The sequence below is a fragment of the Stenotrophomonas sp. PE591 genome, assembly GCF_018320795.1.
GTDB lineage: Bacteria > Pseudomonadota > Gammaproteobacteria > Xanthomonadales > Xanthomonadaceae > Stenotrophomonas > Stenotrophomonas maltophilia.
In genome coordinates this window covers 102,967-128,950 of the sequence record NZ_JAAOKO010000005.1, presented here as the reverse complement: position 1 = coordinate 128,950, position 25,984 = coordinate 102,967, and the positions used below count along the sequence as shown (strand labels likewise).

Genomic DNA, 25,984 nt, shown 5'->3' with positions numbered 1-25,984 from the left:
CAAGCATAGCCGTCCCGGGGCCGCCTTTGCCGGTAAAATGCGCCGGTATATCTGATTGCCGGTGAATCCATGCGTCGTCCCGTTTCCCTGTCCCTGACCCTGCTCGCCACTGCGGCGCTGGGCCTGTCCGCCTGCAAGCGCGTGGATGCGCCTGCTGCCGAAGCCGCTGCCCCGGAGGCCCCGGCCGCCGCTGCCAAGGCTGATGGCGCGCTTGATGCGACCGCCAACGACAATCTCAACGCCGTGCTGTGGATGCAGCGCGCGCAGGAGTACAAGGCAATCACCGAGCAGACCTACCGCGCCGCCGCCGACCACCTGGACGCCGCGCTGAAGGAAGCCCACTGGGATGCGCTGGTGCCGGAGGAACGCGGCAACGAGGCCAAGGGCCTGAAGCCGGCCGTGGTGCTGGACGTGGATGAGACCGTGCTGGACAACTCGCCCTACCAGGCGCGCCTGGTGCGCGACGGCAAGGAATACGACGAGCTGAGCTGGGACCAGTGGGTGGCCGAAAAGAAGGCCAAGGCCATTCCGGGCGTGGTCGATTTCGCCAAGGCCGCCAACGCCAAGGGCGTAACCCTGCTGTACATCTCCAACCGCGCCGTGCACCTGAAGGACGCGACCCTGGCCAACCTGCGCGAGCAGGGCCTGCCGGTGGCCGATGACAGCGTGTTCCTGGGCCTGGGCACCGTGGTCGAAGGCTGCGAGCAGGCCGGCAGCGAGAAGAACTGCCGCCGCCGCCTGGCCGGGCAGAAGTACCGCGTGCTGATGCAGTTCGGCGACCAGCTGGGCGACTTCGTGGAAGTGACCGCCAACACCAACGACGGCCGTGACGCCCTGCTGCAGCAGTACCACGACTGGTTCGGCGAGCGCTGGTGGATGCTGCCGAACCCGACCTACGGCGGTTTCGAGCCGGCGCAGTTCAACAATGACTACAGCCAGTCGCGCCAGGCCCGCCACGACGCCAAGCGCGCTGCCCTGGACTACGCGCCGTGAGCCGCGCGCCGCTGCCGCTGCGCGATGACGAGCGCCTGATCTTCGCGCTGGACGTGCCTGACCGCGCGCGGGCGCTGGAGTGGGTCGACCGCCTTGGCGACAGCGTGGCGTTCTACAAGATCGGCATGGAACTGCTGGCGTCGGGCGAGTACTTCCAGGTGCTGGACGAGCTGGCCCGCCGCGACAAGCGCGTGTTCGTCGACCTGAAGTTCTTCGATATCCCGGCCACTGCCGCGGCGGTGATCAAGCGCCTGTCGCAGTGGCCGGTCAGCTACGCCACCATCCACGGCTGGCACCCGGCGATGATGGAAGCCTGCGCCGCCGCCAACAGCAGCGACATGCGCCTGCTGGCGGTGACCGTGCTGACCTCGATGGGCCGCCCGGACCTGGCGCAGATGGGCATCGACCGTGAACCGGTGGACGTAGTGGTCGAACGCGCGCTGGCCGCGCAGGCGGCCGGTATCGATGGCGTGATCGCCTCGGGCCAGGAAGCCGGCCCGATCCGCGCCGCTACCGGCGCCGGGTTCTCGATCGTCTGCCCGGGCATCCGCCCCGGTGGCCCGGTCGGCGATGACCAGAAGCGTACCGTTGGCGTGGCCCAGGCCTTTGCCGATGGCGCCGATGCCATCGTGGTTGGTCGCCCGATCCGCCTGGCCACCGATCCGCAGGCCGCGGCGCGGGCCATCCAGCAGGAAATCGCGTCGGCGCTGGCTGCGCGCTGAGATTCCGTTGCGCATGCCGCAGGCCCGAACGCCATCCCGACCCGCGCGGGATGGCGTTTCTGCATCCGTCCACCGAGCGGTTGTGCCCGAATCGCCGCAAAACCTGCCGTAGATTTCATGGCCTCCATGCCAGGCATCAGGACGATCAATAAAATCAACAATTTAGTCCGCACTACGTGAAGTGTTGCCTTAACTTGAGCGGCAGCGTAGGATCGCCGCCATCCGGTCCTCGGACCGGACATGTGCCACAACACTGTCCACCGGCCCTGCGCCGGTTTGAAGAGCCTGTGATCCCCGTGATCCCGGCTCTTTTTTTATTCCCATCAGTGACTTGCACAAGCAACAGCGGAAACCGTGACGTCCCGGCTTGCCGCTGTCACGTCACAGGCCGCAAGATGCGGGCCGGTCCGGGGAGTCCGAGTGCATGAGCGTGGCAGTGCGAGGAAGGTCTGCGCGTGGATGGGGGCTGGCAGCCATGCTGCTGCTGGCCGTGGCGGCGTGTCGTGAATCGGCTCAGGACCCGGCCAAGCCGGCGGCCGAGCCGGTCGCGGCGGTGCAGGCCATGGCGCTGCGCCTGGCCGAGGACGATCTGGTCGGCTATGCAAAGCTGTCGGTGCCGCCCAGCCAGTACCAGCGCCTGCAACAGGCCTGGACCGAAGGCCACAGCCAGTGGCCGCTGACCGAACTGCCGCTGGGCGACCAGCTGCTGCCGATGCTGGCCGCACTGCGCAAGCCCAACGCCAGCGCCGAACTGCAGCGCAGCTTCGATCGCCAGCTGGCCGGACAGGCCGGCGCGGTTCGCCAGGCCGCGCAATCGATGGGCAACTTCGGTGTGCAGTACCTGCGCCACCAGAAGGGCTATACGCCTGGCCAACAGGCGCATTACATCGCCCTGGTCGAAACCCTGGCCAGCTGGGCGCAGGGTGCCCCGATCAGTGACCGGGCCCGTGCACGCAGCACCATCGCCGCGCTGGTCGGCGCCGCCAACAAGGTCGGTTTCGACGACGAAGCCGGCCTGCAGGCCGCGGGCATGGAAGGCAGCCTGGCGCAGCTGGCGCCGTTCATCCACACCCTCAAGGCGGTGCTGGGCAGCTACGGGCTGGGCGTGGACGACGCGTTGCGCAGCGTGCGCGGCGAACTGCTGTCGGTGGAAGGTGACAACGCCCTGGTACGCCTGCGCTACGACCTCGCCGGTCGCGAGATGAGCCTGCAGCTGCCGCTGAGCCGCCGCGAAGGCCATTGGTACCTGACCCGCACCCTGGCCGATACCGACGCCCTGCTGCGCAAGGCCGATGCGGCCCGCGCCGCTGCGCCGCCGTCACCGGCTGAAGCCCCCGCCGAGGGCGGGGAAGCGGCAACGCCGCCGCCTAAGCCATAATGGCGCCGATGTCGAAACAGAACCCGCTGCCGTTCCCCGGCGAAGAATCCCAGTCGACGCCCGCCGATACGGTGCCGGCGTCCCCCTCGACCGGTACCGGCCCGAACCCGGTACCGCCGCCCGCGCACGCGCGTCCGGCCGGCCGACGCCCACTGTGGGCACGGTTGCTGGGCCGCCTGGTCGAGCCGTGGCTGTCGCTGAAGATCGAGCCGGAAGACCCGGGCCAGTACAACGATGGCCGCCCGGTCATGTACGTGCTGGAAGACTACGGCCTGTCCAACGCGCTGATCCTGGACAAGGCCTGCCGCCAGGCCGGCCTGCCGTCGCCGCTGGTGCCGCTGGCCGGTGACCCGACCGGCCGCAAGCGCGCCTACCTGGCGCTGTCGCGGCGCAGCTCCAGCAATTCGCTGATCCCCGAGCAGCGCGGTGCCAAGACCCATTCCGACTCGCTGGCCAAGGTCCTGCAGGCACATCGCGTGCGCGATGACCTGGACGTGCACCTGGTGCCGGTGTCGATCTTCGTCGGCCGCGCGCCGGACAAGCAGAGCGGCTGGTTCGCGGTGCTGTTCTCGGAAAACTGGGCGCTGGTCGGCCGCTTCCGCCGCCTGCTGGCGGTGCTGCTCAATGGCCGCAGCACCATCGTCCGCTTCGCGCCGCCGATCTCGCTGCGTTCCATCATCGACGAAGGCCTGGAGCCGGAACGCACGGTACGCAAGCTGCAGCGCGTGCTGCGCACCCATTTCCGCCGCATCCGTGAATCGGTGATCGGCCCCGACCTGTCGACCCGTCGCCTGCTGGTGGACCAGGTGCTGGCCGCCGAACCGGTGCGCGAAGCGATCGCCGCGCAGGCCAAGCGCGACAATTCGAAGACGGCCGATGCCTGGAAGAAGGCACACGCCTACGCCTGGGAAATCGCCGCGGACTATTCCAGCCCGGTGGTGCGCTCGGCCAGCTTCATGCTCAGCCACGTGTGGAACCGCATCTATGCGGGCGTGCTGGTGCACCACCTGGACAAGTTCAAGGCCGCCGCGCCGGGCCACGAAGTGGTCTACGTGCCCAGCCACCGCAGCCACATGGACTACCTGCTGCTGTCCTACCTGCTGTACGACCGTGGCATCGTGCCGCCGCACATCGTGGCCGGCATCAACCTGAACCTGCCGGTGGTCGGTACCCTGCTGCGCAAGGGCGGTGCGTTCTTCATCCGCCGCTCGATCCGTGGCAACGCGCTGTACTCGGCGGTGCTCAGTGAGTACGTCGCGCAGCTGGTGGCCGGCGGCTACTCGCTGGAGTACTTCGTCGAAGGCGGCCGCTCGCGTACCGGCCGACTGCTGCAGCCCAAGGGCGGCATGATCTCGATGACGCTGCGTGCGTTCCTGCGCCAGCCGCGCAAGCCGGTGCTGTTCCAGCCCATCTACATCGGCTACGAGAAGCTGATGGAAGGCGGCAGCTACCTGGACGAACTGTCCGGCCGGCCGAAGGAAAAGGAATCGATCTGGTCGCTGCTGTGGGGCATCCCGAAGGTGCTCAAGCAGAACTACGGCCAGGTGGTGGTGAACTTCGGCGAACCGATCGCACTGAACGACGTACTGGCCGAGAAGGCGCCGGAGTGGAAGGGCGAGGCGGTGTCCGAGGACGAGAAGCCAGCCTGGCTGTCGACCACGGTGGATACGCTGGCCGAACGCATCCAGGTGCGCATCAACGGCGCTGCCGACGTCAACCCGATCAACCTGCTGGCGCTGGCCCTGCTGTCCACGCCGAAGCACGCGATGGGCGAGGCCGACCTGATCGCGCAGATCGAGCTGTGCAAGACGCTGCTGGTCGAGATGCCGTATTCGGACCGGGTGACGGTGACCCCGCACTCGCCGGAGCGGATCATCGCCCACGCCGAGGAAATCAACGTCCTCACCCGCATCAAGCACCCGCTGGGCGACGTGCTCAGCGTCAGCGGCGATACCGCGGTGCTGCTCAGCTACTTCCGCAACAACGTGCTGCACCTGTTCACCGCCTCGTCGTGGGTGGCCTGCTGCTTCCAGAACAACCGCCGCATGAGCCGTACCGGCCTGGTCCAGCTGGGCCGCACGGTGTACCCGTTCCTGCAGGCCGAGCTGTTCCTGCCGTGGAGCGAAGACGAATTCGCACAGCGCATCGACCAGACCATCAACGTGTTCGTGCGTGAGGGCCTGCTGCAGAACGTCAATGACGACGACGGCGGCATCCTGGCGCGCAACACCGGGCAGACCGACGAGGTGTTCCGCCTGCGTGCGATCGGCCACTCGCTGCAGCAGGCCTTCGAGCGCTACTACATCGCCATTTCGGTGCTGGTGAAGAACGGCCCGGGCGTGCTGGGTGCGGCCGAGCTGGAAAGCCTGTGCCAGCAGGCGGCGCAGCGTCTGAGCCTGCTCTATGCACCGGCCGCGCCGGAGTTCTTCGACCGCACCCTGTTCCGCGGCTTCATCCAGAAGCTGCGCGAACTGCGCCTGGTGTGGCCGGACGAGAACAGCAAGCTGCTGTTCGACGAGCGCCTGGATGCCTGGGCCAAGGACGCCAAGTTCATCCTCGGCCGCGAGCTGCGTCACACCATCGAACGGGTCAGCCCGGAAGCAGCGCGCCCGGACGAGCCGGCGCCGCAGGATTGAAGGCAGCGCCGGGTCCTGCGGCGGGTGTGGACCTTGGTCCACACCTTCCAGCCGTGCCAACCAAGGTTGGCACCCACCAGGACGGTCCTTAGGCCGGTTCGTCGGGAATCTGCAGGCTTTCCAGCCTGGCGATGCAGTCCTTCAACTGCAGCTTGCGCCGCTTCAGGCGCTTGGATTCCAGCTCGTCCTCGCCGTTGGCGGCCATGCGGGTGATCTGTTCATCCAGCAGGCGGTGCTCGGCGCGCAGGGCGGCGAGGCGTTCGACAATCTCGGCGGGGTCGTAGGTATCCACGGCTTCGAGGATACACAGCGATGATGACCGCCGGGAGAGGGGAATCCCGACCCCCGGCCGTGGCCGCTCCGAGCCGTTAGAATGGAGCCCATGAGTGCCGTGATTTCCCTCCCTGATCCCCAGCCGCGCGCCGCCCGCGATCCGCGCGTGGCCGAGCGCGAGCAGCACAAGCTGGCCAAGCGCCTGCGCCGCCAGGTCGGCGAGGCGATTGCCGACTTCGGCATGATCGAGGCCGGCGACAAGGTGATGGTCTGCCTGTCCGGCGGCAAGGACAGCTACACCTTGCTGGACGTGCTGCTGCAGCTGCAGAAGAAGGCGCCGGTGCCGTTCGAGCTGGTGGCGGTGAACCTGGACCAGAAGCAGCCGGACTTCCCCGAGCACGTGCTGCCGGAGTACCTGGCCGGGCTGGGCGTGCCGTACCACATCATCGAGCAGGACACCTATTCGGTGGTCAGCCGGGTCATCCCGGAAGGCAAGACCATGTGTTCGCTGTGCTCGCGCCTGCGTCGTGGTGCGCTGTACAACTACGCCGAGACCCACGGCTTCACCAAGATCGCGCTGGGCCACCACCGCGACGACATGGTGGCCACGTTCTTCATGAACCTGTTCCACCACGCCAAGCTGTCGGGCATGCCGCCGAAGCTGCGCAGCGATGACGGCAAGCATGTGGTGATCCGGCCGCTGGCCTACGTGCGCGAGAGCGACATCGTCGACTACGCGCAGGCACGCCAGTTCCCGATCATTCCCTGCAACCTGTGCGGCAGCCAGGAGAACCTGCAGCGCCGCCAGGTCGGCCTGATGCTGAAGCAGTGGGAGAAGGACCACCCGGGCCGCATCGAGCAGATCGCGCGCGCCATGGGCGAAGTCCGGCCCTCGCAGCTGGCCGACACCACCCTGTTCGACTTCATGGCGCTGGGCCGTCGCGACGACGCGCCGCTGCCTGACGCGCATGCCTGGCTGGCCGGTTCCCCGGCCGACGCCGACGCAGATCCCGAGACGCCCACCGTTTAAGGTCGGTCGCCCTTCCTCTTTGCCATCCGGAATTCCATGTTCTTTCGCAACCTGACGTTCTTCCGTTTCCCGACCACCACCGATTTTTCCGAAGTCGACACGCTGCTGCCGCACGCCCTGCTGAAGCCGGTCGGCGCACTGGAAATGAATTCGCGCGGTTTCATCTCGCCGTTCGGCCGCGAGGAGAAGGAACTGCTCTCCCACCGCATCGCCGAACACCTGTGGTTGACCGTGGGCGGCGAGGACAAGATCCTGCCGGCGGCGGTGGTCAACGACCTGCTCGAGCGCAAGCTGGAGGAAATCGAGGAGAAGGAAGGCCGCCGCCCGGGTGGCCGCGAGCGCAAGCGGATGAAGGACGACCTGCTGCATGAACTGCTGCCGCGCGCCTTCGTGAAGTCCTCGCGCAACGACGCCTTCATCGACCTGCAGCACGGTTACGTGGCGGTGGATACCTCCAGCCGCAAGACCGGCGAGTACTTCATGTCCGACATCCGCGGCCTGCTCGGCAGCTTCCCGGCGATGCCGCTGAACGCCGAAGTCGCGCCGCGTTCGATCCTGACCGGCTGGATCGCCGGCGAGCCGCTGCCGACCGGGCTGAGCCTGGGCGAAGAGTGCGAGATGAAGGACCCGGTGGAAGGCGGCGCGGTGGTCAAGTGCCAGCACCAGGAACTGCGCTGCGACGAGATCGACAAGCACCTGGATGCCGGCAAGCAGGTGACCAAGCTGGCGCTGATCTTCGAGGACAACCTGTCCTTCGTCATCGGCGACGACCTGATCGTGCGCAAGCTGAAGTTCCTCGACGGTGCCCTGGACCAGCTGGAGCATGCCGACGAAGACGGCCGCCGCGCCGAGTTCGACGCCCGCTTCGCCCTGCAGAGCGCCGAGATCCGCCGTCTGTTCCTGTTGCTGGAAGAAGCCTTCAAGCTCAGCAAGGCTGACTGAACAGGCAGCCCGACGGCCGCCGGTCATCCGGTGGCCCGAAGCGGCGCTATGCTGGGCGCATGAGCCGTCTGCTGCGCCGCCTGATCAGCCCGACCCCGCCCGCCACCGTACAGCGCGACACCGTTCGCCTGCGCCTGGAGGATGCCGAGATCGAGGTACTGCGCGTGCGCGATCCGCGTGCGCGCCGCATCAAGCTGAGCGTGGACGAACGCGGCGCGCGCCTGACCCTGCCGCCGCGCGCAAGCCTGGTGATGGGCGAACGCTTCCTGGAACAGCACCGCGACTGGCTGGCACTGCAGCTGCGCCAGTACCAGGGCCATGGCCTGCCGGCACCGCTGCAGCCGGGCGAAGACGGCGTGCTGCCCCTGCGCGGCGAACTGTTGCCGCTGCGCTGGCAGGAAGGCCGCTACGCGCGCCTGGAGATCGACGCGCATGGTGCCTGCGTGCAGTGGCCGACACGTGGTGGTGACGCCACCCTGCGTCGCCTGCTGCGCGAATTCTACGAAGCCCAGACCCGCGCCGACGTCGGCCGCTGGCTGCCGAAGTACCTGCCCACACTGCCGCGCGCACCCAGCCGCCTGCGATTGAAGGTGATGTCCTCGCAATGGGGCTCGCTTGCCCCCGATGGCAGCATGGCACTGGACCTGGCGCTGGTACTGGGCCGCCCTGAGGCGTTCGAGTACGTGCTGGTGCACGAGCTCTGCCACCTGATCCAGCCCAACCACTCGCCCGCGTTCTGGCACGAAGTGGAACAGCGCTTCCCCGCCTGGCGCGAACAGCGCGATTACTTCCAGCTCGAAGGGCGCCGACTGAAGGCGATGCTGCGGCAACTGCTGTAGCGCGCGGGCGCTACAGCAGTTGCCCGCGCATTCTTCCTCTACCCCCGCCTTCGGCGCGCCCCTTCAACAGAAGGGGCTTTCCTCCAGAGAGTGGGCTGGGCAGTCGGGCAGGCCCGACGCTGCACAGAGTCTGCGCAGAGGATGAGCATTCCCCGCCCTGGCAACGCGCCATGGAGCGCGCGCAGCGCGCGACCCGCTCCTGCTCTTCTTTTCTTTCTTCCGTGGTGGGCACACCGGAATCTGTCCGTGGCCGGGCGGGGTGGGTTGCGCAGGGGCGTGAGCCGCATGGATGCGGCGACCGAGCTTACAAGGACGTACTTGCAGCAACCCCTGCGCAATCCACCCCGCCCGGCCAAGCACGGCTTTGCCTTCAGATACCACCCACCACGAGGGGCTCAGCCGTTGGCCGAAATCCTCACCTCGCCCGCAACGCCGCCGCCGCCGCCCAGCGCGCCGCCACCCGCGGCGCCGTAATGCACACCGCCTGGTCGGTCACCGTCGTCACCGCGCGCTCCAGCAGCTGGATATCCGCCTCATGCTGGCGCGCCACGTGCGGATCCTCGAAGAAGATCGCGCGCTGGCAGCGCCCTTCCAGTACCCGGTCGGCAATCTGCGCATCGCCGCCCATCGGGCCGCTCTGGTAGCGCGTCACCCAGGGCGTATCGCTGGGCCAGCCACGGCTCCACGCCAGCTCGTTCAAGCGCTGGCCGGTGGTTCCGGTTGCCACCCGCTCACCGAACCGCGCCAGCACATCGAAGTGCTCATCGGCGAAGGCCAGCATCGCCGGCTTCATCGCATCGTGCGCGATCAGCGCCAGCGTCTGTCCTTCGAACGCATGCAGGTCGTCGGCGCCAGCATCGGCAGCCAGTCCGGCATGGATGCGTTCCACCTCGATCCAGTCGCGCGCGGTGGCCACGGTGGAAATGAAAGGCTTGCCGTGGATCACGCACTGCCGCTTCAGCGCCGTGGCTTCCGGAAACACCGAGGATGGATCGACCGGATCGATCAGGTAGACCGCGCCATCCAGTGTCCGATCCGGCCCCATGCCAACCACCTCGGCCACCAGCTTCATCAAGCCACCCTCGCGACCGTAGGGGTAGCGATGCAGGCCCGCGTATCCGGTCAGGAAGCCCTGACGCTGTATCGCGTCATGGGTGCGGCCGACCGCGTGCAGCGACACGCCCAGCTCGCGCAGGCCGGGTTCGCTGGCGCGCAGCCAGCGGAACAGGGCGGCGCGCGCGTCGTGGTGATGGAGACGGTTGGCAGCCAGGCCGATGCGCATCGAATACTCCGCAGATACGGGTGAAAGCGGCAGTGTATGTCGCCATTCACCTATCTTGGTGTTTTTACAACTTTCTTCATTGCGCCTCGTCCACGTGCCGCTAGCGTAAGAGGCAGCGGTACCGCTGCGCGGCCGTTCATTCCGCCCGCCAGAAGAGGATGCCCATCGTGAACGCCGCTGGCCTGCGTGCCGCCACCGCGGTCGTGGCCGGCCTGCTGTTGCCTGCCCTGGCCGCCGCTGCGGGTTGCAGGACGCCGCTGCGCATTGCCTGGCCCGCCGACCGTGCGCCGTTGTCCTCCAGCGAGCAGGGCCAGCCGCGCGGGCTCAGCGCGCAGTACCTGAAGCTGCTGGGCGCACAGCGACCACTGCAGATGCAGCCATTGCCAACCGCCGCCATCGCCGAGGGAACGGTGCCGCCCGACGTCCAGGCACTGCTGGGCTGGTCGCGCTCGCAGTTGCCGACGGGGTGGGTGGCCAGTGCGCCCTACGTGCAGCTGCCACAGGTCATCGTGCGGCGCCGGGATGCATCGCCGGTGCTGGGCCTGGAGGCGTTGCGCGGAGGCACCGTGGCCAGTCCCGACCCGCTGTCGCTGGTCGGGGCGCTGACCGAACAGGCGCCTGGCGTGCAGCTGTTGCCCCCCGCCCCCATCGACGACGCCCTGTCACTGCTGGGCACGGGCCTGGTCGATGCCGTGGTCGCCAATCTTGGAGAGGTCGAGGCCGCGTTGCGCCACTATCAGGGCGAGCCGCTGGTAATCGCTGCGCCGGCCGGAATCGACGACGCGCCGGTGCTGGCCACCGTGCCCGCCTGCGCCGACGTCATCCCGGTGTTCGAGCGGGCCGTGTCGCAGCTGACCGCGAACGAACGCGCGACGATCCGCACGTCCTGGCTGCCGAACCAGCCGCGACACCCGCCCTCTGCGTCCCCCCTGCGCTGGCTGGTGCCGGCCTCGCTGACCCTGCTGGCGCTCATGCTGGTGTACGCCTTCGGCTACTGGCGCGTGCATCGCGAGAGCGAGCGTCGCCGCGTGGCTGCGCAACGCCTGCAGGAGGTGACCTCGAACCTGCCAGCGGTGGTCTATCAGGTGCGTCGCTCTGCCACCGGCCACTACAGCTTTCCCCAGATCGCAGGCGACGTGCAGGCGTTGTTCGGAATCAGCGTGGAAACCGCCCTGATCGATCATCAGCGCCTGCTGGCAGCGGTTCATCCCGATGATCGCTCGCGGCTGATCGACACCGTCGACGCCGCTGCCCTGGCGCGGGGTCCGATCGATGTCACCTTCCGCACGCGCTCGCCACAAGGCTGGCGCTGGGTCCACTCGCATGGACGGCCGCTGTCCCTGGACAGCGGCGACGTCGAGTGGAGTGGCTACTGGATCGACGTAAGCGGAGTGCAGGCGCGCACCCATGCGCTGGCCGAGGCGCGCCGTGCGGCCGAGCAGGCAGCGCTGGCCAAGGCCCACTTCCTGGCAACCATGAGCCACGAGATCCGTACGCCGATGAGCACCCTGCTGGGCATGCTCGAGCGGTTGGAGGGCAGCGATCTGGATCATCGCCAGCAACAGGTGCTGGTGACCGTGGGTGATGCTGCGCAGATGCTGCGGCAGATCCTGGACGACGTGCTGCACAGCCAACGGCTGCAGGCACTGCCGCTGCAGCTGCGACCCACGAGCGTGGCGGCACTGGTGCGCGCGGTACAGCAGTTGCTGATGCCGGTGGCGGCCAGCCGGGGCCTGCATCTGCGGATCCAACTTGATCCGGAATTGCAGGCCGGATCGCTGGCCGACGGCCTGCGCCTGCGCCAGATCCTGTTCAACCTTGCCGGCAACGCGCTCAAGTTCACCGAGCATGGCGGCGTGGATCTGCAGGTGCAGGTGCTGCAGCAGCACGATGGCGGCCAACGTCTTCGCCTGCAGGTCAGTGACAGCGGGGTGGGCATCAGCCCGGAACGGCAACAGGCGGTGTTCGCTGCCTATACCCAGGCCGAGGCATCGACAACGCGCCGTTTCGGCGGCAGCGGCCTGGGCCTGGCGATCTGCCGTGAACTGGCTGCATCGATGGAAGCAGAACTGTGCCTGCGCAGCGCGCCAGGCAAGGGCACCACCGTGTGGCTGGAACTGGATCTGGACGCCTGTGAGTTGCCTGCCGAGGCATTGCCGCTTCCGGCAGAGGCGGCGCGGCCACTGTCGTCGGCCCGGGTGCTGGTAGCTGAAGATCACCCCACCAACCTGCATCTGCTGGAGCAGCGCCTGCATGATCTGGGTCTGCAGGTGCACGCCTGCACCGATGGTCGCCAGGCCTTCGAGGCCTGGCAGGCGCGGGCGTTCGACCTGGTCATCACCGACTGCCACATGCCGCACATGGATGGCTTTGCCTTGGCACGGGCCATCCGCGCCGACGCCTGCGCGGTTCGCGCGCAGGTCCCGATCATCGCGCTCACGGCCAGCGCGCTGGATCGCACCCGCGAGGCCTGCCGCGAAGCGGGCATCGATCATTTCCTGGCCAAGCCGGTGGCGGCGCCGGAACTGCGGGGCTTGCTGGCCGTGCTGCTGGCGCCGGAATCAGTGCGCCAGTAGGCGGATGATGCTGGCGGCGGCGTCGCGGCCTTCGGCCACGGCGGTCACCACCAGGTCGGCGCCACGCACTGCGTCACCGCCGGCGAACAGGCGCGGGTGCGCGGTCTGGAATGGCAGGCGGTCCTTGCCGCCAGCCACGATGCGGCCGTTGGACCGGCCTTCCACGCCGTGCTCGGCCAGCCACGCCGGCACGGTTGGCGAGAAGCCGAAGGCGATGATCACCACGTCGGCCTCCAGCAGCGATTCGCTGCCGTCGATCGGCACCGCATTCTGGCGGCCATTGGCATCGGGCTCACCCAGCCGGGTTTCGACCACGGTCACGCCGATCACCTCATCGTCGGCGCCGGCTTCGATCGACAGCGGCTGGCGGTTGAACAGGAAGCGCACGCCTTCCTCGCGCGCATTGGCCACTTCGCGCGCGCTGCCGGGCATGTTGGCTTCGTCGCGGCGGTAGGCACAGGTGACCTTGGCCGCGCCCAGCCGCACCGCGCTGCGCACGCAGTCCATGCCGGTATCACCGCCGCCCAGCACCACCACGCGCTTGCCGTTGAGGTCGGGCAGGGCGATGCTGTCTTCCCAGCCGGCAATCGGCCGGCCCTTCGGATCATCGCCGCCGACGATGCGGCTGTTCTGCACCAGGAACGGTAGTGCCGGCAGCACGCCCTTCAGGTCCTGGCCGTCGAGGCCACCGTCGGTATAGCGGTAGGCACCGGTACCGACGAACACCGCATCGTGGCTGTCCAGCAGCTGCTGCACGCTGAGGTCACGGCCGATCTCCACACCGAGGCGGAACTGCACGCCCATGCCCTCGAGCACTTCGCGGCGGCGGTGGATCACATCCTTGTCCAGCTTGAAGCTGGGAATGCCGAACTGCAGCAGGCCGCCGATCTGCTCATAGCGGTCGTAGACCACGGCGGCAATGCCGGCGCGCGCCAGACGGTCGGCACAGGCCAGCCCGGCCGGGCCGGCGCCGATCACCGCCACGCTGCGGCCGGTCGGCTGCACCGCGCCCAGGTCCGGGCGCCAGCCCGTGGCCAGCGCGGTATCAACGATGTACTTCTCGACCGCGCCGATGGTGACCGCACCGAACTCTTCCAGCGTGCAGCTGCCCTCGCACAGCCGGTCCTGCGGGCAGACCCGGCCGCACACTTCCGGCAGCGGGTTGGTGCTGTGGCACAGCGTGGCCGCTTCGTGGATGCGGTTTTCCTGCACCAGCTGCAGCCACTGTGGAATGGCGTTGTGCACCGGGCACTTCCAGCTGCAGTAGGGGTTGCCGCAGTCCAGGCAGCGACCGGCCTGGTACTGGGCATCTTCCTTACCGAACTTGCCGTACAACTCACCCCAGTCGCCGGACGTGCGCAGTTCCACCGGAATGCGCTGCGGCATGGTGCGGGGCAGGTCGAGGAACTGGAAGGCGTGCTTGCGGCTCATGGCGGGCTCTGTGGTGTTTTGCGGTTGCCGGCCAGCGGCCGGCACTACGTGGTCCTGGGTTGCCGGCCAGCGGCCGGCACTACCGTTACGCGGCGCGTCGCAGGGTTTCGGTCAGCGACTCGATGCTGGCGGCCTTCGGTTTGACCAGCCAGAACTTGCCGATGTAATCGCGGAACTCGTCCAGGATCTGCTGCGCCCAGATGCTGCCGGTCAGCTCGCGGTGGCGGCCGATCAGGCGGTGCAGGTGCTGGCGGTAGTTCTCGAAGCCCTCGGCGGAGACGCGATGGATGTCGATCAGCTCGTGGTTGTAGCGGTCGACGAAATCGCGGTCGACGTCCAGCACGTAGGCCAGGCCACCGGTGAAGCCGGCACCGAAGTTGAGGCCGACCTTGCCCAGTACCAGCACCACGCCATCGGTCATGTACTCGCAGCAGTGGTCACCGGCACCTTCCACCACCGCCAGCGCGCCGGAATTGCGTACCGCGAAACGCTCGCCGGCGCGGCCAGCGGCGAACAGCTCGCCACCGGTGGCGCCGTACAGGCAGGTGTTGCCGATGATCGCGGTGCTGCGCGCTTCGAAGCGCGCGCCACGCGGCGGGCGCACCACCAGGCGGCCGCCGGCCATGCCCTTGCCGACGTAGTCGTTGGCTTCGCCTTCCACTTCCAGATGCAGGCCGCCCACGTTGAACGCGCCGAAGCTCTGCCCGGCGCTGCCACGGAAGCGCAGTTCCAGCGGTGCCTCGGCCATGCCCTGGTTGCCGTGCGCGCGCGCCACCGCACCGGCCAGTCGCGTGCCGATGCTGCGGTCGGTGTTGTGGATCAGGAAGCGATGCTCGCCGCCACGCTTGTGCTCAATGGCCGGCGCCAGCAGGCCGTCCATCTGCGTGGCCAGGCTGTCCGGCGATTCGTACAGGCGCTGCGCGGCGCAGTGGCTGCCCTCGTAACGGGCATCGGCCAGCAGGCGCGACAGGTCCACGCGCACGCCGTCACGCGGCGCGGCCTCGATCTGCCGCAGCAGGTCGGTACGGCCGACGATCTCTTCCAGCGAACGTGCACCCAGGTACGCCAGCCAGCCGCGCACTTCCTCGGCCAGCAGGCGGAAGAAGTTCTCCACGCGTTCGGGCTGGCCGGTGAAGTGGTTCTCGCGCAGGCGCTCGTCCTGGGTGGCCACGCCGGTGGCGCAGTTGTTGAGGTGGCAGATGCGCAGGTACTTGCAGCCCAGCACGATCATCGGCGCGGTGCCGAAGCCGAAGCTGTCCGCGCCCAGCAGCGCGGCCTTGACCACGTCCAGGCCGGTCTTCAGGCCACCATCGGTCTGCAGCAGGGTGCGCCCGCGCAGGTCGTTGGCCAGCAGCGCCTGGTGCGCTTCGGCCACGCCCAGTTCCCACGGCACGCCGGCGTAGCGGATCGAGCTGACCGGCGAAGCACCGGTCCCGCCGTCGTGGCCGGAGATGGTGATCAGGTCGGCACCGGCCTTGACCACGCCGGCGGCGATCGTACCCACGCCGGCATGGCTGACCAGCTTCACCGACACCAGCGCGGTCGGGTTGACCTGCTTGAGGTCGTAGATCAGCTGCGCCAGGTCTTCGATCGAATAGATGTCGTGGTGCGGCGGCGGCGAGATCAGGCCGATCCCAGGCCGGGCATAGCGCAGGCGCGCGATCAGTTCGTTCACCTTGTGGCCCGGCAGCTGGCCGCCCTCGCCGGGCTTGGCGCCCTGCGCGACCTTGATCTGCAGCACTTCGGCGTTGACCAGGTATTCGGCGGTGACGCCGAAGCGGCCGGAGGCCACCTGCTTGATCTTGCTGCGCTTTGCGGTGCCATAGCGGGCGGGATCCTCACCGCCTTCGCCGGAATTGCTGCGGCCGCCGAGGCGGTTCATGGCAATCGCCAGTGCCTCGTGCGCTTCAGGTGACAAGGCGCCCAGGCTGATCGCTGCGGTATCGAAGCGCGGGAACAGGGTACTGGCCGGCGCCACCTGGTCCAGCGGTACCGGCGTGGCCGCCGGCACCAGTTCCAGCAGGTCGCGCAGCGCCGACGGCGGCCGTGCATGCACGGCATCGCAGTACTGCTGCCAGGCACGCGGGTCACCGCTGCGCGCCGCGCGCTGCAGGGTGGTGACCACGTCCGGGTTGTACATGTGGTACTCGCCGCCGTGCACGTACTTCAGCAGGCCGCCCACGTCCACGTCCTGCTGCGCGTCCCAGGCCTGCGCGCACAGCTCGCGTGCGTCGGCATCCAGGCGCGCGAAGCCAGCGCCACCGATGCGCGAGGCGGTATCCGGGAAGCACAGGTCCACCACTTCCGGTTCCAGGCCGATGATCTCGAACAGCTGCGCGCCGCGGTAGCTGGCCACGGTACAGATGCCCATCTTCGAGATGATCTTCGACAGGCCCTTGTAGACACCCTTGCGGTAGCGGCGGCCGATCTGCGACTGCTCACCGCCCTTGCTCAGCTTGAGGATGCCGCGGCGGCCCAGGTCGAACAGGGTCTGGTAGGCCAGGTACGGGTATACCGCGGTGGCGCCGAAGCCGAGCAGGCAGGCCATGTGGTGCGGGTCGCGCGCGGTGCCGGTCTCGACGATGAGATTCACGTCGCAGCGCAGGCCCAGCCGCGACAGGTGGTGGTGGATGGCACTGGTGGCGAGCAGCGCGTGCACCATCGGCCGCCCGGCCACCGGGTAGCGGTCTGACAGCAGCAGCATCACCATGCCATCGCGCGCGGCCTGTTCGGCCTCGGCACAGATGCGCTCGATGCCGGCGCGCAGGCCCTCGTCCTCGCTGTAGGACAGGTCAAGCAGGCGGTTGGCCTGCACGTACTGCTCCATCTTCAGCAGCTGGCGCAGCTTGCGCTGGCTCAGCACCGGCGAGTTGAGGATGACGTGGTTCACCGTCTCCGGGCCGGCATGGAAGATGTTGGTCTCCTTGCCGAGCTGGGTGGACAGGGACATCGCGCAGTCTTCGCGCAGCGGATCGATCGGCGGGTTGGTGACCTGCGCGAAGGCCTGGCGGAAATAGTCGTACAGCGGGCGGCTGCGCTGGCTCAGCACGGCCATCGGCGTGTCATCGCCCATCGAGCCAGTGGCTTCCTGCTCGGTCTCGGCCAGCGGCCGCAGCACCTGCTCCACTTCCTCGCTGCTGAGCTGGTAGAGCTTGTGGTAGCTGCGCAGGGTGGCTTCGTCGAACGGCTCTTCCACCAGCGACGGGTCGATCAGTTCGGTCTGCAGGTAGGTCACGCCCTGCTGCAGCCACTGCTTGTACGGCGCGCGGCCACGGTTGATGCGGTCGACCGCATCGGAGTCGAGCAGGTCGCCGCGCTTGAGGTCGATCGCGATCATCTCGCCCGGGCCGAGCTTGCCCTTGCGCACCACGCGCTCGGTTGGCACTTCCCACACGCCGGCTTCGGAGGCGACCAGGAAGTGGCGGTCGGCGGTCAGCATCCAGCGCGCCGGGCGCAGGCCGTTGCGGTCCAGCGTACACACCGCATAGCGGCTGTCGCAGGCGACGATGCCGGCCGGGCCATCCCACGGCTCGCTGTTCAGGCCGTGGAACTCGTAGAACGCGGCCAGGTCCGGGTCCTTGAACTCCAGCGACTGGGTGGCGGGCGGCACCAGGATGCGCAGCGCCTGGATCAGCTCCATGCCACCGGCGACCATCAGCTCCAGCATGTTGTCCAGGCTCTGCGAATCCGAACCGTGCATGGAGATGACCGGGTCGAATTCACCAATATCGAAGCGCGGCGTCTTCCACACCTTGCTGCGCGCCTGCGCCCAGCGACGATTGCCCTCGATGGTGTTGATCTCGCCGTTGTGGGCGAGCATGCGGAACGGGTGGGCGAGCGGCCAGCGCGGCAGCGTATTGGTCGAGAAGCGCTGGTGGAACACGATCGCGCTGGAGGCCAGCTCGCGGCGCTGCAGGTCCGGGAAGAAGCGGCTGAGCTTGTCCGGCAGCACCATGCCCTTGTAGCTGATCGCATCCGGGGTGAGGGTGGTGACGTAGAAGTCGGCGTGTTCGCGCAGCGGCTGTTCGCTGCGGCGACGGGCCAGGAACAGCGCCAGTGCGAAGCCGGCATCATCCTGGCCAACCCCGGCATCGACGAACACCTGCTCGATGCGCGGCAGCGTGTCGCGCGCCAGTTGGCCGCAGACGCTGTCGTCGGTCGGTACCTCGCGCCAGCCAGCGACCTTGCAGCCCACCGCTTCCACCTGCGCCTGCAGCTGCGCGCGGCAGGCCTGCGCCGCGTCGGCGTCATGCGGCAGGAATACCAGGCCGGCGGCGAAACGCGCGGCGGTGGTGATGCCGGCTTCGCTGGCCAGCAGTTTCAGGAACGCATCGGGGCGGCGCAGCAGCAGGCCGCAGCCATCACCGGTCAGGCCATCGGCGGCGACACCGCCACGGTGGGTCATGCGCGAAAGCGCGGCGATGGCGGTATCAACCAACAGGCGCGATGGTTGATCGTCGAGCTGGGCGACCATGCCAAATCCACAGGCATCGCGCTCGGAGCGCGGGTCGTAAAGCCCTTGGCGGTTGCGGGGGGCCATCTCTACCTCGATGCGTATAGGGTTGGCGGCGACACTCGTCCCCGCTCATTCCCTGGAGCGCATCGTGAGGCCACCGGATGCCTCGACTAGATCACAGGTTGCTGCAACGCCGCAATACACGGTTGCAGGTGCAACGGAACGCGCCGGCAACCCAGTGCCGGCGCGGGGCGGGACTCAGCCGCAACGCACGCCGCTGACGGCGCCCTTGTCGTCCACTTCGATGTTCAGGCGGTCGCCGAGGAACTCCATCGTGGCCACATCATTGGGCTTGAGCACGCGCACCTGGCTGGCACCTGCATCTTCCTGTGCCTGCTTGCCGAGGGCATCGGTGTAGGCCTGGCCGACCAGGCTCTGTACCTGGCTGGCATCGCAGGTGCCGACCGGCGGAGCCTCGGTGGCCTTGCCGGCGTCGTCGGCCGGTGCCTTGGCTGCTTCGGCGGCCTGCTGGGCGTGGGCGGTGGCCGAATCCTGTTCATCCAGCGCCGGTGCCTGGCAGGCGGTCAGGGCCAACACGGCCGGCAGCAACAGGGCGGAGAGCGAACGGGCGCGAATCGGGAACGACATCATGACTCCGGAAGGGGTTGTGAAGACCCGAGCATAGCGGCGAACCGGCCCTCACGTGTTTGTCTTGTGTTATCGACAGGATCGCGGCATGGCGACGGCGACACTGGAGACATGCCAACTCCCTCCACCCCCGAACGACAGGCAGCGCGCGCGGCCGGCCTGCGCTATGTCGACGACACCCAGCCGGGCATCAGCCGGCGCCGCGCCGGCAAGGGCTTCAGCTACCGCGATGCTGATGGCCACGCGATACGCGACGCCACCACCCTGCAACGCATCCGCGCACTGGCGATCCCACCGGCCTACACCGCGGTGTGGATCTGCGCCCATGCCAACGGCCACCTGCAGGCCACCGGTCGTGATGCGCGCGGTCGCAAGCAGTACCGTTACCACCCCGATTGGGCCAGGGAGCGCGATGCCGGCAAGTTCGACCGCATCATCGCCTTTGGCGAGGCGTTGCCTACGCTGCGGCGGCGGCTGTCGCGGGATCTCAAGCGCCCCGGTTTCCCGAAGGAGAAGGTGCTGGCCATGGTGGTCGCGCTGTTGGCGGACACGCTGGTGCGGGTCGGCAATGAGACCTATGCGCAGCAGAACCGTTCGTTTGGACTGACCACACTGCGAAACCGGCATCTGGAGCTGCTGCGCGGTGGCCGCGTGCGCATGCGCTTCCGTGGCAAGTCCGGGCAGCTGCAGGAGGTCACCGTGGGCGACCGCAGGCTGGGGCTGCTGGTGCGGCGGCTGCAGCAGCTGCCGGGGCAGGCCCTGTTCCAGTACCGCGATGACGACGGTGCGCTGCAGCCGGTCGACTCCGGCGCGGTGAACGACTACCTGCGCGAGGTGATGGGCGAGGACTTCACTGCCAAGGATTTCCGCACCTGGGGCGGGACGGTTGCGGCGGTGCAGGCGTTTGCCGCCACCGAACTGCCGGAACCGGCCAGCCAGCGCGCGCTGGCGCAGGCGCAGCGCGCGGTGGTGTGCGAAGTGGCGTCGCTGTTGGGCAATACCCCGGCGGTGTGCCGCAAGGCCTATATCGACCCCTGCGTGTTCGCCGGCTGGGAGCGCGGCGAACTGGCCACGCTGGCCGGCCTGCGTGGGCCGCGCCAGTGGGAACAGGCGACCCTGCGCGTGCTGCGCAGGGCGCGCCGGCTCAGCCGCAGTAGATCGCGGTGATGTTGTTGGTGCGGCCCTTTTCGATGGTCAGACGGTCGCCGCCTTCGCTGGCCGGCGGCACACGCGGGCCGTCGTGGCGCAGTACCCGTACGTGCAGGCTGTCGCTGTCCACCCGTGCGCGTGCGACGGTGGCGTCCGACGCGGCCAGACCAAGTGCGCCGCGCACCCTGTCGCTGTGGCACTGGCCGGAAATCACACCGTCGATCGGCTGTACCTGGGCCACCGGTGTGCTGCTGCAGGCGGCGAGGGCAAAGCAGACGGCGGCGGTGGCGATGGCGTGCTTCATGGAGGCGTTCCTTGTGTGATTGCGTGCAGGGTGCGACGGCGCACGTGGTGGCGGAATGAATGCCGTGCACATCATGGACACGGCGCGCTCACTGCCGCCAACAGCAGGGGTGGAGACACTGCAGGAGCGGCGGATGCCGCTCCCGCTACTGCGGCGCATGCGCCCGGTAGTGCCGGCCGCTGGCCGGCAATCCCATCCCCCCTCGAGGAGACCTGCATGGCCACCACCAGGAAAACCCCCGCCCGCCGCAAAGCCTCACCCAAGGTGCGCAAAGGCAGCACTGCAACCAGGACCATCGCCGACCCCGATCGCCCGCGCGTGGTGAAGACTGCAACCCGCAAGGCCGCCGCCAGCGATCCCCGCGCCGCCCGCGTTGCGGCACGGCAGCGGCGCCTGCAGGACCAGGAGAAGGCCAAGGACGCCCGCGCGGCCAAGAAGGCAACCAAGAAGGCAACAAAGAAGACCGCGACCCAGGCCGGAGCACGACGCCAGCCGGAGGCGATGCCGGCGCAGCAGCTGGCCAAGCCCGGGCACGAACACGAACTGGAGCTGGCGCCGCGTTTCCTTGCACCCGACTACACCGGTAGCGGCAAGCTGCAGGGCATGCGTGCGATCGTCACCGGTGGCGATTCCGGCATCGGCCGCGCGGTGGCGGTGCTGTTCGCACGCGAAGGTGCCGACGTGGCCGTGCTGCACCTGGACGAGGCCGAGGACGCGGACATCACCCGCCAGCACGTGGAGCGCGAAGGCGGTCGCTGCGTGGTGATCGCCGGTGACGTGCGCGATCCGCGCTTCTGCGACAAAGCGGTGAAGCAGGTGGCCAAGGCGTTCGGCGGCATCGATATCCTGGTCAACAACGCCGCGTTCCAGCTGCACTGCGAGCGGCTGGAAGACCTGGAAGACGCGCACCTGCAGGAGACCCTGCAGACCAACATCGGCGGGTACATCCAGATGGCGCGCGCGGTGCTGCCGCATCTGGGCGAGGGCGCCAGCATCATCAACACCGGTTCGGAAACGGGAATCTTCGGCAGCAAGGCGCTGATCGATTACTCGGCGACCAAGGGCGCGATCCACGCGTTCACCAAATCGCTGGCCAGCCAGCTGCTGCCGCGCGGCATCCGGGTCAACTGCGTGGCGCCGGGGCCGGTATGGACGCCGCTCAACCCGGCCGACAAGCCGGCGCAGGACGTGGCGGAATTTGGCAAGGACAGCGACATGGGCCGGCCTGCACAGCCCGAGGAACTGTCGCCGGCCTACGTGTTCCTGGCCTCGCCGGCCTGTGCCAGTTACATCAGCGGGGTGATCCTGCCGGTGATGGGCGGGCCACGAGGGTGAACAGCACTACGGCGTGGCGCCTGCTGAACGGGGCTTCGCGCAGGTGTGTGGCGTGTGTCAACGGCTGCGCCGGTGCGGTGGGGTAGGCTGGACTCCCATACCGATCACGTTCAGGGAAAGATCATGCCGGAGATGGATATCAACGCAGCGGCCGATGAAGTCGTCGCCCTGTTGCGGCAGAACGATGCCCGTGGCGCGGCCGCCCGCCTGGCGGCCCTGCACAACGGCCAGCGTGCGGTGGTGCAGGAATCGCTGGATCGCTACATCGCGGCGCGGGGCGCCACCGAGCTTGAGGCGCTGCGACGGAGCGGTGGCGTATCCGCCACCGACGCGGCCACGGTCAACCCGATGCTGGATCGCCTGAGCGAGGCGACGCGCCCACCGCGCATGCCCGACGCCGCGGAGACTGCGGGCCTGAGCCAGGCCCAGCAGTACGACGTGTATGGCAGCATCGTGGCCCAGCGCGGCAACGCCGCGGCGAACGATGCGATGGCCACGCAGGATCGCGTGGTGCTGGGGCTGCGCGACGAGAACCGCACCACCGAGGCGCGAGGACGTGGTGTCTACGACGACCGCATCGTGGTGCTGTGGAAGGATGCGCAGGGCCACGGCCATGTGCGCGAGTTCAACCAGGCCACGACAGAACCGACCGCCCAGTACGACGGACACGCCAAGACCACGCCACGCAGCCCTGGCTTCGGCAACGTGGCGCCGCGTACCAAGACCGAGGGCGAGGACGTCAACGGCGACCGGGTCAAGGATCTTGGACGGTTGGGCGAAGGCACCACCGAGATGCGCGCGACCACGCATCCGCGCAACGGCCATCCCGATGAGTTCGCGCTGCGTCCTTCGCAGGACGCGATCACTGCGGGTGCCGGACGGGTGGAGCGCGACAGCAATGGCGATGGCTGGTTCGATGCGCGCGATACCCAGGGCGTGCAGGACCTCAACGACACCTTCAAGATCCATCGTGGCAGCCGGTCCAATACCGATTCGGCGGGCTGCCAGACCATTGGCGGCGGTGAGTACGACGACTTCGTGGCGACGGTACGCGGCACGCCTGGGCAGAACCGTTGGCAGTACGTACTGACCTCGGTTGCGCCGGGACAGGCACGTGAGCTGGGGCAGGACGTGCCGCTCGCGACCCATGACGATCCCCGCCAGCCGCAGCATCGCGACCATGCCCTGCAGCAGCAGATCAGCACGCACCTGCAGGCCTTGGGCGGGCGCTACGCCGAGCACGCCGATGACTACAGCCTGGTGATGCTGCGCGAAGCGAAGGCCGCAGGCATCACCCGGGTCGACCAGATCGTGGCCAGCAATCCCAGTGGCGGCCGCGCTGCGGGTGAGACACTGTTCCTGGTGCAGGGTAGTCCGGGCGATCCGGCGGCCGTGCGCGCAGGCGTCAACGCAGCCGAGGTGCGCGAGACTGCGGTGGAAACCAGCCTGCGCCAGCTGCAGCAGCAAGCGCGCGAACAGGGTGCGCCCGTGCCCGCGCCGGCACAGCAGCACGAAGCACCCGCGATGGGAGGACGTTGAAGGATGGTCCGTCTACCCTTGATGTCCGGTTTGCCGTGGGTGTTGCTGCTGGCGTGCAGCGCATGCGCACCCGTCGGGGAGCACGCCGTGCCGGTCGAACCCGCTGCGAAACCTGAGGCGAAACCGGAGACCTTGCCTGCGCAGGCAGGAACCACTGAACGCGGATTGCCTGCATTGCCGGAAGCTTCCGGCAGCGCCCATCCCGGCGGCCGCTACGCTGCACTGCCCGAACCGGCCAGGCGGGTGCTGGCGCAGTTGAAGTGCAACGTGGAGAGTGCCGGCAATGCGCAGGTGCTTTCCATTCCCGCGCAGGGTGGCCAGCAGGATTTCATGGTCACCGATCGCAGCGGACCGCGTTTCCGCTACTGGATGCGCTCGTTCTCCAGCAGTGGCGGTACCACCGGATATCTCGTGCAGCTGCAGGACTGCCCAGCAACCACCACGGGCATGCGCGCCTACATCGCGCAGGGAGCCGCACCGCTGCAGGATGTCACCGCGACGTTGCTGGCGCAGGCCGAGCTGCCTGATGCGGCGACGATGACGGCTTACCAGGACAGGGGCGCGGGCGATCTGTTCGCCTTCATCGGGCAGCTGGACAAGGTGCCGGTGGTGCGCTGGGTGGCCGAAGCCGACCCCGAGCAGCCATTGGCCGACGCTGCGCGCAGCTTCGACCATGGCAATGCCATCCACGGCGGTTTCCTGCGCTGGAACCAGGATCACTTCGAAGTGGCCAGGACCGTGCCGGCCGGGCTATGGCCCTGCGATGACAGCCCGTTATTGCCGTGCAGGGGCGACCCGTTCGTGACTGGGCGTTGAGGCATCGCGCGCATAGAAATCGGCAATGCGTGGAATGAACTGCTGCGGATTGGCACCGACAAGATTGGTCAGCACCACCACCGCCACACCGCGCTCGGGATAGACCACGAACGCCGAGCGCGCACCGCCGATACCGGCCACCTGAAGGTCGGGCGATGCGCGCAGTACCGGCCAGCCTCCCGCCCACGGGCCGGCACGGCCATCCGCCAGGCGCTCTGCGCTCCACATCCGCCGTAGGGCGGTCTCCGGCAGCAGGCGGCCTTCGGTCAGCGCGACCAGCCAGCGCGCGGTGTCGTCGGCGGTGGTGAGGATGCCGCCACCGGCCCACAGCGAAGGCGGTATGTCGTAGAACCAGTGCGACAGGCGGGACGGTGCATCCGCAGCGTCGGTGGCACGCGGGGCCAGGCTGTACATCGTCGCCGCATCCGGAATCAGGTCGTAGCTGTCGCCGAAGGTGGTGCGGGCCATGCGCGCGCTGCTGAACTGGCCGGTGGCGAGGAAACGTTCGTAGGGCATGCCGGATTGCTTCGCGATGATTCGTGCCAGCAGTACGTAGTTGGTCTGGTTGTAGGCGAAGCGCTGCCCGGGTTCGGCTTCGACCGGCAGCGCAGTGACGGCCGCCCACGCCTGCGCTTCTGAGCCACCGCCCAGCAGTCCCTTCGCATCAAGGATGTCCGGAAGGCCGGACGTGTGCGCCAGCAGCTGGTGTACGCGTACGTCGCGCCACGCTGGCGGAAGATCATCCAGGTAGCGCGAGGCCGGCGCGTCCAGATCCAGCTGCCCCTGCTGGGCCAGCTGCGCGGCGGCCACGCCGGTGAACGCCTTGGTGGCCGAATTGAGCGGGAAACGGGTGTCGCGCGAGGCAAGCACACCGTTCTCCACGTTGGCCAGCCCGTAGGCCTCGGACAACACCGTCTGCCCGTCCTTGACCACCGCGATCTGCAATCCCGGGATGCGCTGCTCCAGCATGATCTGGCGGATCAGGCGGCGGGTCTGGTCGTTGGCTTGGTCCTGGCTGGCAGAGACGGCGGCGAAGGGCAGTGCACTGATGAGCATGAGCAGGACTCGGAGCATTGGGCGGGACATGCGGAATTCCAGCGGGGCGTTGCGGATCGGATGCAGCGGGCGGGTCAAAGGTTTAAGCGCTCGGTGGTGCCTACCGTTCGTCGGCCCATGACTTCCGGGGGGTTGACTACAGTTGTCGTCAAGCTGACAGTGACGACACGTGTAGTCAAGGGAGTGGTGTCATGCGTGGCAAGACCATCGGGGACCAGGAACTGGCCCTGCTGCAGTACATCGATGAACATGCGCCGGCCAGCGTCGGCGAGGTTGCCAGTGGCTACGGCGAGGCCCGCGGCCTGGCCCGTTCCACCGTGCTGACGATGATGGAGCGGCTGCGGGCGAAGGGGTATCTTCAGCGCCGGCAGCAGGACGGCGTCTACCGCTACCAGGCCACCCGTGGCCCGCAGAGCGTGCTGCAGGGTGCCGTGGCCCAGTTCGTCGACAACACCCTGCAGGGCTCGGTGTCGCCGTTCGTGGCCTACCTGTCGCAGCGCCAGCAGGTCAGCGACAACGAGCTGGCCGAGCTGGAAGCGCTGGTCGCCCAACTCCAATCGCGTCGCCACGAGGGCTGAG

At 68.3% G+C, this 25,984-nt stretch carries 20 protein-coding genes; 13 read left to right on the top strand and 7 right to left on the bottom strand.

The window, feature by feature from the left end; genetic code table 11:
- Nucleotides 1-69: 69 nt before the first annotated feature.
- The 4 genes from JLDANKMP_RS14300 (at nt 70) to plsB (ending at nt 5,729) form a co-directional block, all read left to right on the top strand.
- Complete coding sequence (locus JLDANKMP_RS14300; protein WP_005407497.1) at nt 70-993, top strand: 5'-nucleotidase, lipoprotein e(P4) family; 924 nt, start codon at nt 70-72, stop codon at nt 991-993.
- A complete protein-coding gene (gene pyrF / locus JLDANKMP_RS14295; RefSeq protein WP_212561469.1) occupies nt 990-1,715 on the top strand; it encodes an orotidine-5'-phosphate decarboxylase in 726 nt (241 codons plus the stop codon). The genes JLDANKMP_RS14300 and pyrF overlap by 4 nt, the downstream gene beginning before the upstream one ends.
- Nucleotides 1,716-2,139: 424 nt before the next feature.
- Nucleotides 2,140-3,093, top strand: coding sequence for a hypothetical protein (locus JLDANKMP_RS14290; RefSeq protein WP_212561468.1), 954 nt, complete (start codon nt 2,140-2,142; stop codon nt 3,091-3,093).
- Nucleotides 3,093-5,729 carry a glycerol-3-phosphate 1-O-acyltransferase PlsB gene (plsB, locus tag JLDANKMP_RS14285; RefSeq protein ID WP_005407500.1) on the top strand — a complete coding sequence of 879 codons (2,637 nt, stop codon included), beginning with the start codon at nt 3,093-3,095 and terminating at the stop codon, nt 5,727-5,729. The genes JLDANKMP_RS14290 and plsB overlap by 1 nt, the downstream gene beginning before the upstream one ends.
- Nucleotides 5,730-5,817: 88 nt before the next feature.
- Here plsB and JLDANKMP_RS14280 read toward each other — a convergent pair whose 3' ends face one another.
- Nucleotides 5,818-6,021: a DUF465 domain-containing protein gene (locus JLDANKMP_RS14280; protein ID WP_005411823.1), complete on the bottom strand. Its 204-nt coding sequence runs from the start codon at nt 6,019-6,021 to the stop codon at nt 5,818-5,820.
- Nucleotides 6,022-6,111: 90 nt separating this feature from the next.
- On the opposite strand from JLDANKMP_RS14280, the gene ttcA reads away from it, so the two are divergent.
- From ttcA to JLDANKMP_RS14265, 3 genes are read left to right on the top strand one after another with little or no spacing between them, the layout of a single operon-like run.
- Nucleotides 6,112-7,032, top strand: a complete 921-nt coding sequence (gene ttcA / locus JLDANKMP_RS14275; RefSeq protein ID WP_171956739.1) for a tRNA 2-thiocytidine(32) synthetase TtcA — start codon at nt 6,112-6,114, stop codon at nt 7,030-7,032.
- A 36-nt stretch (nt 7,033-7,068) separates the two neighbouring features.
- Nucleotides 7,069-7,974, top strand: a complete 906-nt coding sequence (locus tag JLDANKMP_RS14270; protein ID WP_005411825.1) for a recombination-associated protein RdgC — start codon at nt 7,069-7,071, stop codon at nt 7,972-7,974.
- A 59-nt stretch (nt 7,975-8,033) separates the two neighbouring features.
- A complete protein-coding gene (locus JLDANKMP_RS14265) occupies nt 8,034-8,813 on the top strand; it encodes a SprT family zinc-dependent metalloprotease (RefSeq protein ID WP_212561467.1) in 780 nt (259 codons plus the stop codon).
- A 415-nt stretch (nt 8,814-9,228) separates the two neighbouring features.
- Here JLDANKMP_RS14265 and JLDANKMP_RS14260 read toward each other — a convergent pair whose 3' ends face one another.
- Entirely contained in the window at nt 9,229-10,095 is an 867-nt protein-coding gene (locus tag JLDANKMP_RS14260; protein ID WP_005411826.1) for a methylglyoxal synthase, read from the bottom strand.
- A 167-nt stretch (nt 10,096-10,262) separates the two neighbouring features.
- Between JLDANKMP_RS14260 and JLDANKMP_RS14255 the strand changes: the two genes are divergently transcribed.
- Nucleotides 10,263-12,671, top strand: a complete 2,409-nt coding sequence (locus JLDANKMP_RS14255; protein ID WP_212561466.1) for an ATP-binding protein — start codon at nt 10,263-10,265, stop codon at nt 12,669-12,671.
- Here the strand turns inward: JLDANKMP_RS14255 and JLDANKMP_RS14250 are convergent.
- From JLDANKMP_RS14250 to JLDANKMP_RS14240, 3 genes are all read right to left on the bottom strand, one after another.
- Complete coding sequence (locus JLDANKMP_RS14250; RefSeq protein WP_123959321.1) at nt 12,657-14,102, bottom strand: FAD-dependent oxidoreductase; 1,446 nt, start codon at nt 14,100-14,102, stop codon at nt 12,657-12,659. The two genes, JLDANKMP_RS14255 and JLDANKMP_RS14250, sit on opposite strands and share 15 nt — an antisense overlap.
- Nucleotides 14,103-14,187: 85 nt before the next feature.
- Nucleotides 14,188-18,642, bottom strand: coding sequence for a glutamate synthase large subunit (gene gltB / locus JLDANKMP_RS14245; RefSeq protein ID WP_212561465.1), 4,455 nt, complete (start codon nt 18,640-18,642; stop codon nt 14,188-14,190).
- A 174-nt stretch (nt 18,643-18,816) separates the two neighbouring features.
- Nucleotides 18,817-19,206 carry an I78 family peptidase inhibitor gene (locus JLDANKMP_RS14240; protein WP_005407509.1) on the bottom strand — a complete coding sequence of 130 codons (390 nt, stop codon included), beginning with the start codon at nt 19,204-19,206 and terminating at the stop codon, nt 18,817-18,819.
- A 111-nt stretch (nt 19,207-19,317) separates the two neighbouring features.
- Between JLDANKMP_RS14240 and JLDANKMP_RS14235 the strand changes: the two genes are divergently transcribed.
- A complete protein-coding gene (locus JLDANKMP_RS14235) occupies nt 19,318-20,373 on the top strand; it encodes a DNA topoisomerase IB (protein WP_005407510.1) in 1,056 nt (351 codons plus the stop codon).
- On the opposite strand, the gene JLDANKMP_RS14230 is transcribed toward JLDANKMP_RS14235, so the two are convergent.
- Nucleotides 20,351-20,659, bottom strand: a complete 309-nt coding sequence (locus JLDANKMP_RS14230; RefSeq protein ID WP_005407511.1) for a hypothetical protein — start codon at nt 20,657-20,659, stop codon at nt 20,351-20,353. The genes JLDANKMP_RS14235 and JLDANKMP_RS14230 overlap by 23 nt on opposite strands.
- 216 nt (nt 20,660-20,875) lie before the next feature.
- Here JLDANKMP_RS14230 and JLDANKMP_RS14225 point away from each other — a divergent pair, with 216 nt between their 5' ends.
- From JLDANKMP_RS14225 to JLDANKMP_RS14215, 3 genes are all read left to right on the top strand, one after another.
- Nucleotides 20,876-21,994: an SDR family oxidoreductase gene (locus JLDANKMP_RS14225; RefSeq protein WP_005411829.1), complete on the top strand. Its 1,119-nt coding sequence runs from the start codon at nt 20,876-20,878 to the stop codon at nt 21,992-21,994.
- 132 nt (nt 21,995-22,126) lie between these two features.
- Nucleotides 22,127-23,533, top strand: coding sequence for an XVIPCD domain-containing protein (locus JLDANKMP_RS14220; protein WP_249336936.1), 1,407 nt, complete (start codon nt 22,127-22,129; stop codon nt 23,531-23,533).
- 174 nt (nt 23,534-23,707) lie between these two features.
- Nucleotides 23,708-24,349, top strand: a complete 642-nt coding sequence (locus JLDANKMP_RS14215) for a hypothetical protein (RefSeq protein ID WP_249336935.1) — start codon at nt 23,708-23,710, stop codon at nt 24,347-24,349.
- Here the strand turns inward: JLDANKMP_RS14215 and JLDANKMP_RS14210 are convergent.
- Nucleotides 24,308-25,405, bottom strand: coding sequence for a serine hydrolase domain-containing protein (locus JLDANKMP_RS14210; RefSeq protein ID WP_212561513.1), 1,098 nt, complete (start codon nt 25,403-25,405; stop codon nt 24,308-24,310). The genes JLDANKMP_RS14215 and JLDANKMP_RS14210 overlap by 42 nt on opposite strands.
- A gap of 191 nt (nt 25,406-25,596) precedes the next feature.
- Here JLDANKMP_RS14210 and JLDANKMP_RS14205 point away from each other — a divergent pair, with 191 nt between their 5' ends.
- Nucleotides 25,597-25,983, top strand: a complete 387-nt coding sequence (locus tag JLDANKMP_RS14205) for a BlaI/MecI/CopY family transcriptional regulator (RefSeq protein ID WP_019661969.1) — start codon at nt 25,597-25,599, stop codon at nt 25,981-25,983.
- The last annotated feature ends 1 nt before the right edge of the window (nt 25,984 follow it).